The sequence below is a fragment of the Rhodopseudomonas sp. BAL398 genome (genome assembly GCF_033001325.1).
Taxonomy (GTDB): Bacteria; Pseudomonadota; Alphaproteobacteria; order Rhizobiales; family Xanthobacteraceae; genus JARJEH01.
In genome coordinates, this window is sequence record NZ_CP133111.1 from 3906309 (window position 1) to 3919324 (window position 13016).

General features: G+C 66.1%; 11 protein-coding genes. 4 read left to right on the forward strand and 7 right to left on the reverse strand.

The genetic code is table 11. The features are described from left to right. Positions 1 to 107: 107 nt before the first annotated feature. Entirely contained in the window at positions 108 to 1664 is a 1557-nt protein-coding gene (locus RBJ75_RS18385) for a benzoate-CoA ligase family protein (RefSeq protein WP_080901033.1), read from the reverse strand. Between the two features lie 148 nt (positions 1665 to 1812). Here RBJ75_RS18385 and RBJ75_RS18390 point away from each other — a divergent pair, with 148 nt between their 5' ends. Continuing rightward, the gene (locus RBJ75_RS18390; RefSeq protein WP_044411558.1) at positions 1813 to 2730 is read left to right on the forward strand and encodes a helix-turn-helix transcriptional regulator; all 918 of its coding nucleotides are present in this window, start codon (positions 1813 to 1815) and stop codon (positions 2728 to 2730) included. A gap of 378 nt (positions 2731 to 3108) precedes the next feature. On the opposite strand, the gene RBJ75_RS18395 is transcribed toward RBJ75_RS18390, so the two are convergent. The 5 genes from RBJ75_RS18395 to RBJ75_RS18415 form a co-directional block, all read right to left on the reverse strand. Continuing rightward, complete coding sequence (locus RBJ75_RS18395) at positions 3109 to 3819, reverse strand: ABC transporter ATP-binding protein (RefSeq protein WP_044413487.1); 711 nt, start codon at positions 3817 to 3819, stop codon at positions 3109 to 3111. Beyond that, positions 3816 to 4574: an ABC transporter ATP-binding protein gene (locus tag RBJ75_RS18400; protein ID WP_276156407.1), complete on the reverse strand. Its 759-nt coding sequence runs from the start codon at positions 4572 to 4574 to the stop codon at positions 3816 to 3818. Before RBJ75_RS18400 ends, RBJ75_RS18395 begins: the two co-directional genes overlap by 4 nt. Next, positions 4567 to 5568: a branched-chain amino acid ABC transporter permease gene (locus RBJ75_RS18405; RefSeq protein WP_044417557.1), complete on the reverse strand. Its 1002-nt coding sequence runs from the start codon at positions 5566 to 5568 to the stop codon at positions 4567 to 4569. Before RBJ75_RS18405 ends, RBJ75_RS18400 begins: the two co-directional genes overlap by 8 nt. A 274-nt stretch (positions 5569 to 5842) precedes the next feature. Beyond that, positions 5843 to 6715: a branched-chain amino acid ABC transporter permease gene (locus RBJ75_RS18410; protein ID WP_044416777.1), complete on the reverse strand. Its 873-nt coding sequence runs from the start codon at positions 6713 to 6715 to the stop codon at positions 5843 to 5845. 258 nt (positions 6716 to 6973) lie between these two features. Next, positions 6974 to 8182 carry an ABC transporter substrate-binding protein gene (locus RBJ75_RS18415; RefSeq protein ID WP_276156691.1) on the reverse strand — a complete coding sequence of 403 codons (1209 nt, stop codon included), beginning with the start codon at positions 8180 to 8182 and terminating at the stop codon, positions 6974 to 6976. Positions 8183 to 8518: 336 nt separating this feature from the next. Between RBJ75_RS18415 and RBJ75_RS18420 the strand changes: the two genes are divergently transcribed. From RBJ75_RS18420 to RBJ75_RS18430, 3 genes are read left to right on the forward strand one after another with little or no spacing between them, the layout of a single operon-like run. Further along, positions 8519 to 9580, forward strand: a complete 1062-nt coding sequence (locus tag RBJ75_RS18420) for an efflux RND transporter periplasmic adaptor subunit (protein ID WP_052629007.1) — start codon at positions 8519 to 8521, stop codon at positions 9578 to 9580. After that, on the forward strand, positions 9577 to 10812 hold the full coding sequence (locus RBJ75_RS18425; protein ID WP_044414951.1) for an ABC transporter permease: 1236 nt from the start codon (positions 9577 to 9579) through the stop codon (positions 10810 to 10812). The genes RBJ75_RS18420 and RBJ75_RS18425 overlap by 4 nt, the downstream gene beginning before the upstream one ends. Next, positions 10809 to 11510, forward strand: a complete 702-nt coding sequence (locus tag RBJ75_RS18430) for an ABC transporter ATP-binding protein (protein WP_044414949.1) — start codon at positions 10809 to 10811, stop codon at positions 11508 to 11510. The genes RBJ75_RS18425 and RBJ75_RS18430 overlap by 4 nt, the downstream gene beginning before the upstream one ends. 6 nt (positions 11511 to 11516) lie before the next feature. Here RBJ75_RS18430 and ugpB read toward each other — a convergent pair whose 3' ends face one another. Continuing rightward, entirely contained in the window at positions 11517 to 12884 is a 1368-nt protein-coding gene (gene ugpB / locus RBJ75_RS18435; RefSeq protein WP_276156692.1) for a sn-glycerol-3-phosphate ABC transporter substrate-binding protein UgpB, read from the reverse strand. Positions 12885 to 13016 lie beyond the last annotated feature (132 nt).

The window sequence follows — 13016 nt, forward strand, 5'->3', positions numbered from 1 at the left end:
CGCGCGGTTAGCACGCTCGGCCGACCCTCCCCGCAAGGGGGAGGGAGATATCGGCCGCCGCGATCCAAATGCTGGCCCGCAAGAATGGGTTGGGTTGCCATTGCCGCTTAGATCCCCGCCCCCTCGCGCAGCTTGAAGCGCTGGATTTTGCCGGTGGCGGTTTTGGGCAATTGCTCGACGACTTCGATCCAGCGCGGATATTTCCAGGCGCCGACCTTGTTCTTGACGTGCTCCTTCAGCGCCTCGAACAGCCCGTCGGTCGCGCTGCCCTCGCGCAGCACCACGAAGGCGCGCGGTTTCAGCAGCCCGTCGGTGTCTGCATCGGGCACCACCGCGGCTTCCAGCACGGCCGGATGGGTGATCAGCGCGCTTTCGACCTCGAAGGGCGACACCCAGATGCCCGAGACCTTGAACATGTCGTCGGCGCGGCCGCAGAAGGTGTAGCGGCCCTCGGCGTCGCGGACATATTTGTCGCCGGTCCGGGTCCAGTGGCCCTCGAAGGTCTGCCGGCTCTTGCTGCGCTGATTCCAGTAGCCCTCGCCGGCCGATGGCGCGTCGACCAGCAATTCGCCGACCTCGCCGTCCTCGACCTCGGCGCCGGCCTCGTCGACCAGCCGCACCCGATAGCCCGGCACCGGCCGGCCGGAGCTGCCATATTTGATGTCGCCAGGCGCGTTGGACAGGAAGATGTGCAGCAGCTCGGTGGAGCCGACGCCGTCGAGAATGTCGGCGCCGAACCGCGCCTTCCACGCCAGCCCCACCGATTCCGGCAGCGCCTCGCCGGCCGAAGTGCAGATCCGCAACCGCGTGCCGGCGCTGGCGTCCTTGCACGCGGGATCGTTCAGCATCGCGGCGAACAAAGTCGGCACGCCGAAGAAGATGCTCGGATTATAGCGCTGCAGCAGCGCAAACATCGTCGCCGGCGTCGGCCGCTCGGGATTGAGGACCGTGGTGGCGCCGACCGACATCGGGAAGGTCAGCGCATTGCCGAGGCCATAGGCGAAGAACAATTTCGCCGCCGACAGCCCGACATCGTCCTCGCGAATCCCCAGCACCTGCTTGGCATAGGTGTCGGCGGTCGCCGCGAGTGAGGCGTGCAGATGGCGCACGCCCTTCGGCATTCCGGTCGAGCCCGAGGAATACAGCCAGAACGCCGGCTCCTCCGCATGGGTCGCGACGGTCTCGAACGCATCGCTTTCGCGCGCGATCTCATCGGAGAATTTCATGTGGCCATGGGCGTCGTCGCCCACCACCACGATCTGTTCGAGATTGGGCATCTGCCCGATCACATCCGCTACCATTGGCAGCAGCGCTTCGGAGACGAACAGCACCCGGGCGCGGCAATCGGCCAGCACATAGGCATATTGCTCGGCGGTCAGCAGCGTGTTCAGCGGCACCGGCACGATGCCGGCACGGATCGCGCCCAAAAACACCACCGGAAAGTCGACGGTGTCGAGCATGATCATCGCGACCCGCTCCTCGCGCCGCACGCCGAGCCGGCGCAGCAGATTGGCGAGCCGACGAGTCTGGGTCTGCAACGCCCCATAGCTCAGCTCGGACATCGTATCGGTAAAGGCGAGTTTGGCGCCGCGGCCATCGGCGACGTTGCGGTCGAGCAGCCAGCTCACCGCATTATACGACCCGGCGCCGCTCATGCCGTGCATCGCGCGGTCTTTCTGATTGCCACGGCCAACCCTCCCAGATTTTTTGTATTATAGTGCATAGGAAGCCACTGACCTTGCTTGCTGTCAATCCGCTGCGGCATTATGTTTCCGTCTGCCCTTCGGCAGCCATTACGGGCGACCCGGCGATATGACTGAACCAATTGATCCCGAAACCGAATTTCTGGTCCAGCTGGGCCAGCGCGTGCGCACCATGCGGGCGCTGCGCGGGATGTCGCGCAAGGTGCTGGCGAAAGTCTCGGGAATCTCCGAGCGCTACATCGCGCAGCTGGAAAGCGGTAAGGGCAATGTCTCGATCGTGCTGCTGCGCCGGGTCTCGGACGCGATGGCGACGCCGCTGGAGGATCTGATTCCGTCGACCGATCCGACGATCGACTGGCCGGTGATCCGCGACCTGATCCGCCGCGCCACGCCGGTCCAGATCGCCCATGCCAAGGACGTGCTGTCCGGGCTGGGGCGGCTCGGCGCCGGCGCGCGTCGCGAGGCGACGTTCTTCGGCATCGCGCTGATCGGGCTGCGCGGCGCCGGCAAATCCACGCTGGGCAAAATGCTCGCCGACCATATCGGCTGGCGCTTTGTCGAATTGAACAAGGAGATCGAGCAGCAGAACGGGCTGTCGGTCGCCGAGATCATCGCGCTCTACGGCCAGGAGGGCTTCCGGCGCATGGAGCAGGCCGCGCTGACCCAGCTGCTGTCGCGCAAGCAATTGATGGTGCTGGCGACCGGCGGCGGCATCGTCTCCGAGCCGCTGACCTTCGACCAGGTGCTGTCATCGTTCTACAGCATCTGGGTCAAAGCCGATCCGGAGGAGCACATGGCGCGGGTGCGCGGCCAGGGCGATCTGCGCCCGATGGCCGACGACCGCGCCGCGATGCAGGAACTACGCACCATCCTGCAAAGCCGCGAGCCGCTCTACGCCCGCGCCTCCGCGGTGCTCGACACCGCCGGACTCCCGGTCGACCAGGCCGCCGCCAAGCTGATCGCAATGGTGGCCCCAGTGCTATGCCGCGACGCCTGCGCCTTCGGCCTGCGCGACGCGGCGGTGTGATTGGCTCATTTTCCTGGCAAGCTGATCCGGCCATCACGGTCATTCCGGGGCGCGAGCCCATCGGGCGAGCGAACCCGGAATCTTGCGGCAAGGCCGAGCGCTTCAGCGAGATTCCGGGTTCGCTCGCAGCAAAGCTGCTCGCGCCCCGGAATGACCGCATTGATCGGTGGGGCGTACTGCGCTGCGTCCGGGGCACGTAACGCCCGGCCATAGGCCGTCGAACCTGAGCATCCGTGTCCCGGGCGCGATGCGGCACGCAGTGCCGCTTCGCAGAACCGGGACCCCGGTTCAAGCGCCGGCAACAACAGCGGGGCCCCGGCTCTGCAGTGCATTACGCCGCAAGCGCGGCGTAATGCACTGCGTCCGGGGCACGGCACATCACACCCCGAGATGCCGCTCCAGCAGCTCCGGCTGCGCGGCGAGCGCCGTGGGTGCGCCGTCGAACACCACCGCGCCCTTGGCCAGCATCACGATGCGGTCGGCGATCGCCGACAGGCTGCGGAAATCCTTGTCGACCACGATGGTGGCGATGCCTTCGCGCTTGATCACCCCGAGGGTGCGCCAGATTTCCTGCGCCATTTTCGGCGCCAGGCCCTCGGTGGCCTCGTCGATCAGCAGCAGATCCGGATTGGTCATCAGCGCGCGGCCGATCGTCAGCATCTGCTGCTCACCGCCGGACAATTGATGCCCGCCATTGGCGCGGCGCTCATGCAGGCGCGGAAACAGTTCGAAGATCCGCGGCAGCGTCCAGGTCAGACGGCCGTCGGCGCTTGGCCGCGCCGCCATTGTGAGATTCTCGACCACGTTCAGCGCGCCGAAAATGCCGCGCCCCTCCGGCACCAGAGCGACGCCGAGCCGCGCGATCGCCTCGGGCGCAGCGCCTGCGATATCGTGGCCGTGGAACACCCGCCCGCCGCGACAATCCGGCACCAGCCCCATCAGCGCGCGCAACAGCGTGGTCTTGCCCATGCCGTTGCGGCCGATCAGCGCGACCTGTTCGCCGCGCCCGACCGCGAGCTCGACGCCGTGCAGGATCTGGCTCGCGCCATAAAACGCGTCGAGCCCGCTCGCCCGCAACAACGCGCTCATGCGGCGTCTCCGTGATTGCCGAGATAAGCCTCGCGCACCAGAGGATGCAGCCGCACCTCGGCCGGCGCTCCGCTGGCGATGACGCGGCCGTCATGCATCACCGTCAGCCGATCGGCTAGTTCGAACACCGCGTCCATGTCGTGCTCGACGATCAGCACCGCGCGCCCGACTTTCAGCGCCGCGATCAGCGCGATGATGGCGCGGGCCTCGGCCTGGCCCATGCCGGCCAGCGGCTCGTCGAGCAGGATGATTTTCGGATCGGTCGCCAGCACCATCGCGATCTCGAGCTGGCGCTGCTCGCCATGGCTGAGCAGATCGGCGATGACCTGGTCGCGGCCGACCAGTCCGACGCTGGCAATCGCCGCGCCGGCGCGTCGGTTGATATCATCATGGCCGGCCACGCCGCCGAACATCTTGAGCGGCGCGCGGGAGCGCGCCTGCGCGGCGAGGCGGACATTTTCATGCACGGTGAAGCGCGGGAAGATCGTGGTCTTCTGATAGGCACGGCCCAGCCCAGCGCGAGCGCGCTGGTCCGGCGCCAGCCGGGTGATGTCGGTGTCGCCCAGCATGATGCTACCGGCATTGACGATCAATTCACCGGACAGCAGATTGATCAGCGTCGATTTGCCGGCACCATTAGGGCCGATCACGGCGTGAACCTCATCGGCATGGACATCGATCGACGCATCCGACACCGCGCGGACGCCGCCGAATTGCTTGCGCAGACCCTTGGCGCGCAGCGCTATCTCAGCCATGACCGGCCTCCGGCGCGGCCTTGGGGGCCGCGGGTTGCGGCTTGCGCGGCCCGACCAGCATCGGCCACAGCTGCCGCACGCCATTCGGCAGCGCCAGCACGATCGCGATCACGATCAGCCCCTCGGCGAGTTTCCATTGCGCCAGATTAGCCTTCAGCACTTCTTCCAGCCCAATCAGCACCAGCGCGCCGAGCAGCGGGCCGGTGACGGTTTGCAGCCCGCCGATCAGCACCATCACCAGCACCGTCGCCGATTGATGCCAGCCCAGCATTTCAGGCGCGACGAAGCCGAACTGCACCGCGGCGAGATAGCCCGAGACGCCGGCCAGCGCCCCCGAAATGGTGAAGGCAATCAGGCGGATCCGGAAGATCGGAAAGCCGAGCGAGCGGGCGCGGCGCTCATTGGCGCGCGCCGCCGCCAGCGCGTGGCCGAACGGCGAGCGCGCCAGCATGGTGAGAATGGCGATCACCGCGACGGTGAAGCCCAGCACCAAAAAGTAGAAGGCCAGCGGCCGATCGAGATCGAGCAGCTGATGCCCCGCGATGCCGATCACCGGCTTGACGTTGATGAAGGCGCCGTCGGAGCCGCCGGCCACGCCGGTGTCGTGAAAGAAGAAATACAGCATCTCGCCGAAGGCCAGCGTCACCATGATGAAATAGACGCCGCGGGTGCGCAGCGCCAAAGCGCCGATCAGCAGCGCGGCGAGCGCTGAAGCCAGCACTGCCAGCGGCAGCGTCAGCAGCAGCGAGGCGGCGTCATATTTCGGCGAGGTCAGCGCCAGGACGTAGCCGGCGAGACCAAAGAACGCCGCATGGCACAGCGAGACCAGCCCGCCCTGCCCCACCGCGAGATTCAGCGCCATCGCCAGCATGCCGATGATCAGCGCCTTGCTGGCGAACTGGGTGTAGTAGGTCGGCACCCAAAACGGCAGCGCGATCGCGGCGGCAAGGCACATCGCGGCGAGGAGCCATGGTTTCAGCGCGGCGCGGCTCATGGCAGTGCGATCGCCGGACACCGACGCTCAGGCACGGCGGCGGTGGGCTCCCTCCCCCTTGCGGGGAGGGTCGGCCGAGCGACGGCGATGCATCGCATCGCCGGACGCGGAGGCCGGGGTGGGGGTGGCCCCGGGCGCAGTGCTCGCGGAACCCCCACCCGGCCGGCCTTCGGCCGTCCACCCTCCCCACAAGGGGGAGGGAATGTCCACGCGGCGGCCGCATCGGGAAGATGCGCTCGGGCCGTCCTTGCGATGAAAGTGGAAGCCATCGCGCTCAGACCTCCCGCCGGCCGAGGATGCCGTTGGGGCGCCACAGCAGCACCAGCGCCATCAGCAGATAGATCAGGATGCCCGAGACGCTGGGGAAGAACACTTTGCCCAAGGTGTCGGTGAGGCCGATCAGCAGCGCGCCGATCGCGGCCCCCGCCACCGAGCCGATGCCGCCCAGCACCACCACCACGAAGGACAGGATCAGCATGCCGTCGCCCATGCCGGGAAACACCGTGGAGATCGGCGCGATCACGATGCCGCCGAGCGCCGCCAGCGCGATTCCTATGGCGAAGACGTAGCGATTCACCGAGTCGTAATTGATGCCGAGCACCCGAATCATTTCGCGGTTCTCGGCACCGGCGCGCACGATCATGCCGATCTTGGTGCGGGTGATGACCACGAAGATCAGCAAGGCGATCGCCAGGCAGAACACGCAGATCGCCAGCCGATACACCGGATAGGACAGATTGTCGGTGAGCTGAATCGAGCCGGCGAGCCAGGCCGGCGGCGCCACCGCGTGGACGTCCTTGCCGAACAGCATTTCGCGCACCTCGTCGATCACCAGGATCAGTCCGAACGACAGCAGCACCTGGGCCAGATGATCGCGGCCATAGAGCCTGCGGATGAAGACGTTTTCCAAAAGCAGCCCGACCGCAAAGGCGATCGCCACCCCGGCCAGCATGGCGATCAGGAAATTGCCGGTCACGGCAGCGATCCAATAAGCGAGGTAAGCCCCCAGCATATAGAACGCGCCATGAGCGAGATTGATCACGCCGAGAATCCCGAACACCAGCGTCAGCCCGCTGGCGACCAGAAACAGCACCATGCCGTATTGAATGGCATTCAACAGCTGAACGCCGAAAGTGATGAGGTCCATTCAGTTCGGCTTCCATTGAAGTTGTCACTCCGGAGCGCGCGCAGCATGGACTGCGTACGAAACCGAAGCCGCGATGCTTGTTATTATCATCGCCCTCTCGACGTCATGGCCGGGCTTGTCCCGGCCATCCACGCCTTGATTGCGGCCAACGCGTGGATGCCCGGCACGAGGCCGGGCAGGACGAACGAGAGGCGCTTCTCCTTGGCACGCTCCGCCAAGACGATGCGGGTTCGACGCAATTGTCCGTCGAACCGATATTCAAATCATCTTGCAGCCGCGCGCCGGGTCGTCGACATCGGCCTGGGCGATCGACAGCATGTCGTTGCGGCCGTTCTTGACCTCGCGCAGATAGATGTTCTGGATCGGATTATGCGCCTTGTTGAACGACAGCGGACCGCGCGGTGAGTCGATCTTCGCCGCCGCCATCGCGGCGATCATCTGGTCGCGCGCCTTGGCGTCGCCCTTCACCGCGGTCAGTCCGATGTCGAGCAGCGCCGCCGCATCAAAACCCTGCACCGCATAGATGTCGCCGTCATTGCCGGTCTTGGCCTTGAAGGCCTTGAGGAAGGCGACATTGGCCGGGTGCAGCAGATTGTCGGCGTAGTGCAGCGTGGTCTTGATGCCCTCGGCCGCCTCGCCCTGCGCCGCCAGCGTGCCGTCGGTGAGGAAGCCTGCGCCATACAGCGGAATGGTCTTGTTGAGCCCGGCTGCCGCGTAGTCCTTGACGAATTTCACCGCGCCGCCGCCGGCGAAGAACGAGAACACCGCGTCCGGCTTCAATGAGGCGATCCGGGTGATCAGCGCCTGGAATTCGACCTCCGGGAACGGCACCGTCAAATCCTCGACGATCTTGCCGCCATTGGCGGTGAAGCTCTCGGCAAAGGCGCCGATCATTTCGGCGCCGGCGGTGTATTTCCAGGTGATGGTGACGACGTTCTTGATTCCGGCCCCGGCCATCACCTTGCCCATCGGATAGGTGGTCTGCCAGTTCGAGAACGAGGTGCGGAAGATATTCGGCGCGCAGGCCGGGCCGGTGGCGTCGTTGGCCCCCGCATTGGGGATGATCAGCAGCGTGTTGGTGTCGCGCGCGACCTTGACCATCGCCATCGCCACGCCGGAATGCACGGTGCCGACCACGACATCGACCTTTTCGCGGCCGACCAGCCGGTTCATGTTGTCGGTGGCGGCGGCGGGCTTGGATTCGTCGTCGACCTGGACGAATTCGACGTCGCGGCCGCCGAGCTTGCCGCCGTTCTGCGCGATGCGCAGCCGGAAGCCGTCGTCGATGAATTTGCCGAGCTTCGCATAAGTCCCGGTATAGGGCAGCATCAGCCCGACCCGCAGCGGCGCGCTTTGCGCGATCGCCGGCGAGCGAAACGGCGCAGCCACCGCCAGCGTGGCGGCGCCGGCGGCGCCCGACAACAGCGTGCGGCGGGTTATCGGCGGCAAACGACGGATTTCGGACATCGGTAGCTCTCCCTCTCCTGGTTTTATGTCTGGTGATTATTTTTGAGGCCCCATGACCGCCCGCGGCATCGCCGCTGGGCGTCCAGACCCGTTTCCCAGACTTGCAGGCAGCATAATTCGCGCGCTTCGTCGAAGGCAAGAATTATAATTCAGGTTGCGAATGCGTGCGCCAGCGTACCCAACGTAATTGCGGGCGCGAATTGAGCGAATGACAACACGCCGTCCATGCGCCGGACTGCTGCGCAGCGCGGCCGCGCGCCCAACATGTCGCGGCGGTTTCTTGCTAGGTTGCGGAGTATCAATGCCGAAATGACCAATCCGCGATCCTGATCATTGATGAGCAGCATCTCCGAACAGCCCGGGCCCTCGCCGGCGCGACGCCGCCCATCGCGCTGGAAATCCGTGACCGTCGCGATCCTCGGCGTCGCGCTGAGCGGCGCCGCCGCGTGGTGGTGGCTGCGGCCGCCGGAGATCACGGTCGCGACGGTGAAGCGCGGCACCGCCGCCGAAATCGTCTATGCGACCGGATCGGTCGAGCCGGAAACCTGGTCGCGCTCGACACCGCTGGTGCGCGGCCGCATCGTCGCGCGCTGCCGCTGCGAGGGCAAGCAGGTCAAGGCCGGCGACATATTGGCGCGGCTCGACGACCGCGAGGCGGTCGCCACGCTGAATGATCTGCGCGCGCAGGAGACCTTCCGGCGCAAGGAGTTCGACCGGCAGGAGCATCTGCTGGCGCGCGGCGCCACCACCTCGCAGGCCTATCAGAAGGCGGAAAGCGATCTGGCCCAGATCCACGCGCAGATCGCGGCGCAGACCCAGCGGTTGGACTACTACAAGATCGTGGCGCCGATGGACGGCACCGTGCTGAAGGAAGACGGCGAGGTCGGCGACATGGTCGAGCCCGGCACCATCCTGTATCGCATCGGACTGGAAAAGCCGCTGTGGGTGGTGGCCGACGTCAACGAGGAAGACATCCCGCGGGTCAAGGTCGGCCAGAAGGCGCTGCTGCGCAGCGACGCCTTTGCCCATCAGGTGCTGCCCGGATCGGTCAAGCAGATCACCCCGGCCGGCGATCCGGTGGCCAAGACCTTCCGGGTCAGGATCGGGCTGCCGGACGACACGCCGCTGCGAGTCGGCATGAGCGTCGAGGCCAATATCGTCAGCCGGGAGAAGCAGGACGCCGTGCTGGTCCCCGCCAATGCGGTGGTCGATGACAGCCTGCTGGTCGTCGACAACGGCCGCGTCGCGCGGCGCAAGGTCGAGATCGGGATCCGCGGCACCGGCTTTGTCGAAATCGTCTCCGGCGTCCGCGACGGCGAGCTGGTGGCCGCGCCGGCGACCACCAACATCACGGACGGCGCCCGGGTCCGCATCAGCAAGGCGGGCCAGCCGCCATGAACCTGATCCTCACCATCGCCTGGACCCATGTCCGCCACCGCGCCCGCCAGACCCTGGTGGCGATCATCGGGGTGATGACCGGGGTCGGGTTCTCGATCATGATGGCGGCGATGATGGAAGGCTCGCAGGACGATTTCATCAAGACCCTGGTGGATGCGCTGCCGCACATCTCGATCACCGACGAATCCCGCGAGCCGACAAGGCAGCCCGCCACCATGGTCTATCAAGCCGTCGAGATGCACGGGCTGACGCCGCAGGTGCGCCGCCCCGGCATCAAGAACCCGATGGCGATGATCGCCTCGCTGCAAAGCTGGGTGCCGGGCGCGCTGACGCCGTCGGTGCAGTCCAAGGCGCTGCTGCGCTTCGCCGGGCGCAATCTCAACATCTCGATCGTCGGCATCGATCCGCGCAGCGAAATCAACGTCTCCAATCTCGCCACCCATATGCGCCAGGGCACGCTCAATTCGCTGTATCGCTCCTCCAACGCGATCCTGCTCGGCGACCGGCTCGCCGCCAAGATCGGCGCCCGGGTCAATTCCAACATTACGCTGGCGTCAGCGGAAGGCGCCAATATGAACGCCACCGTGGTCGGCACCTTTCATTCCGGCTTCCGCACCATGGACGAGGGCACCGGCTATGTGCTGCTGAAGACAGCGCAGATCCTCGAGCGGCAGACCGGCATCGTCAACGAGATCCGGGTCCGCACCGACGACCCGATGGCGGCGCGGCTGATCGCCGAGCGGATCGGCGAGCAGACCGGCTACAAGTCGATCTCCTGGCAGGAGGCGCAGGAAGACCTGCTGTCGGCGATCACGCTGCGCAACGTGCTGATGTACACCATCGTCGGCGCCATCCTGCTGGTCGCCAGTTTCGGCACCTACAACATCATCTCCACCATCACCCATGAGAAGACCCGCGACATCGCCATCATGAAGTCGCTGGGCTTTCGCGACCATACCATCCGGGCGATCTTCATCGTCGAGGCGCTGCTGATCGGCCTGACCGGAGCGGCGCTCGGCTGGGTGTTCGGCTATCTGCTGACCCGCGGGCTGGGGTCGCTGGAATTCAAGACACCGTTTTCCGACTACAACCATCTACCGGTGCTGTATTCGGTCAAGCACTATCTGCTGGCCACCAGCTTCGCGCTGATCTCGAGCCTGATCGCCGGCTATTTCCCGGCCCGCGCGGCGGCGCGGCTGCATCCGGTCGACATCATCCGGGGCGCCACATGAGCGCCCTGGTCGAGGCCCGCGGCGTCACCAAGATCCTGACCGGAGTGGTGCCGGTGACGCTGGTGCAGGACATCGACCTGTCGATCGCGGCGTGCGAATTCGTCGCCGTCACCGGACCGTCCGGCAGCGGCAAATCGTCGCTGCTGTATCTGCTCGGCCTGCTCGATCTGCCGAGCCGCGGCGACGTGCTGATCGACGGCCGCTCGACCACCCATATGAGCGAGGACGACCGCGCCGAGGTTCGCCTCAGCCGGATCGGCTTCGTCTTCCAGTTTCACTTCCTGCTGCCGGAATTCACCATCACCGAGAACGTCGCGCTGCCGATGCGCGCGCTCGGCCGGTTGTCCTCCGGCGCCATCACCGAACGCGCCGAACAATTGCTGGCCTCGTTCGGACTCGGCGATCATCGCCGCAAGACCCCGGATCAATTGTCGGGCGGCCAGCGCCAGCGCGTCGCGGTCGCCCGCGCACTGGCCAACGATCCGCCGGTGATTCTGGCCGACGAGCCGACCGGCAGCCTGGATTCGGTGGCGACCGCGCAGGTGTTCGAGATTCTGCACGACCTCGTCACCCTGCACGGCAAGACCGTGGTCGCGGTCACCCATGATCTGGCGCTGGCGGCGCGGATGCAGCGCCGGATCCACATCATCGACGGCCGCATCGACAAGGACGAGCGGGTCGCGGCGGCGACCGCCTGAGCGGGCTTACTGATCCGGATTGGTGCGTTCGAATTGCCGCAGCAGCTTGTTGCCGCGCGCCACTGCCGCATCCATCGCGTCCTGGGCGGATTTCTTGCCGGCAAAGGCCTGCTCCAGCTCGTCGTCGATGACGTCGCGGATCAGCACGAAGGAGCCCAGCCGCAGCCCCTTGGAATTCTCGGTCGGCGGTTTCAGCGTGATCTGCTCGATTGAAATCGCGGTGCCCGGATGGTTCTGGTAGAAGCCCTGGGCGCGGGTCAGATCATAGGCCGCCTGGGTGATCGGCAGATAGCCGGTGTGCTGGTGCCAGGCCGCCTGAACCTCCGGACGCGACAGATAGGCGAAGAATTTCGCCACGCCCTTATATTCGGCGCCGGGGCGACCGCGCAGCACCCACAGCGTCGCCCCGCCGATGATGGTATTCTGCGGCGCGCCGGCGACGTCGGGCCAAAATGGCAGCCGGCCATAGCCGACCTCGAATTTGGAATTGGCGAGAATATCGGCGCGGGTCGCCGAGGAGCCGATGAAGATGCCGCATTCGCCATTCTGAAACCGCGGTTCGGCGGCGGTGGCGCGGCCGCTATAGTCGAACGCCTTGGTCTTTTGCCATTCGGCGAGCTGAGCCACGTGCCGCACCACGGTCGGATTGTTGAAGGTCAGCACCGCGTCCATGCCGCCCATGCCATTGGCCTTGGTGGCCAGCGGCAGATTGTGATAGGCGGAAAAATTCTCGATATTGACCCAGGACGGCCACGCCGTGGTGAAGCCGCAGGGCGCGCCCGCGGCCAAAAGCCGCTTGGCGGCGGCACCGACCTCGGGCCAGGTCGTGGGCGGCGCCTCGGGATCGAGGCCGGCGGCGCGAAACAGGGTCTTGTTGTAGTACAGGATCGGGGTCGAAGCGTTGAACGGGAATGACAGCATATTGCCGTCGATGTCGGTATAGTAGCCGGTCACGGCGGGCAGATAGGCCGCCGGCGAGAATTCCTCGTGCTCGTCGTGCATCAGTTCGAACACCGGATAGACCGCGCCCTTCGCCGCCATCATGGTGGCGGTGGCGATCTCGTTGACCTGCACGATCGCCGGCTGGCTGCGCGAGCGGAACGCGAAAATCGCCGCCGTCACGGTCTGGGTGTAGTTGCCCTTGTAGCTCGGCACGACCTGGTAGTCGGATTGCGAGGCGTTGAAATCGGCCGCCAGTTTTTCCAGCTCGCGGCCGAGCTGGCCGTACATCGCGTGCCACCATTGCAGCTGCGTCGCCGCGCGCGCCGGCGCCGCGACGCCGGGCAGCACCGCCCCGCCCAACAACACGATCAAGCTCGCGATCGCGACCCGGACCGTGACCGGGAGCTGGATTGTTCTGACCGTCGCCGCCATCGCACGCTCCCGATAGCCATCCCGCGCCGATCTGCTAGATTGGCGGGCGTCATGATCCGGAATTTCGCCCAAGCTTATGGGATCGAACTTGCTGCTGTCCAGTCGAGCCGTGGTGGCGCGCCGCACCGCCGA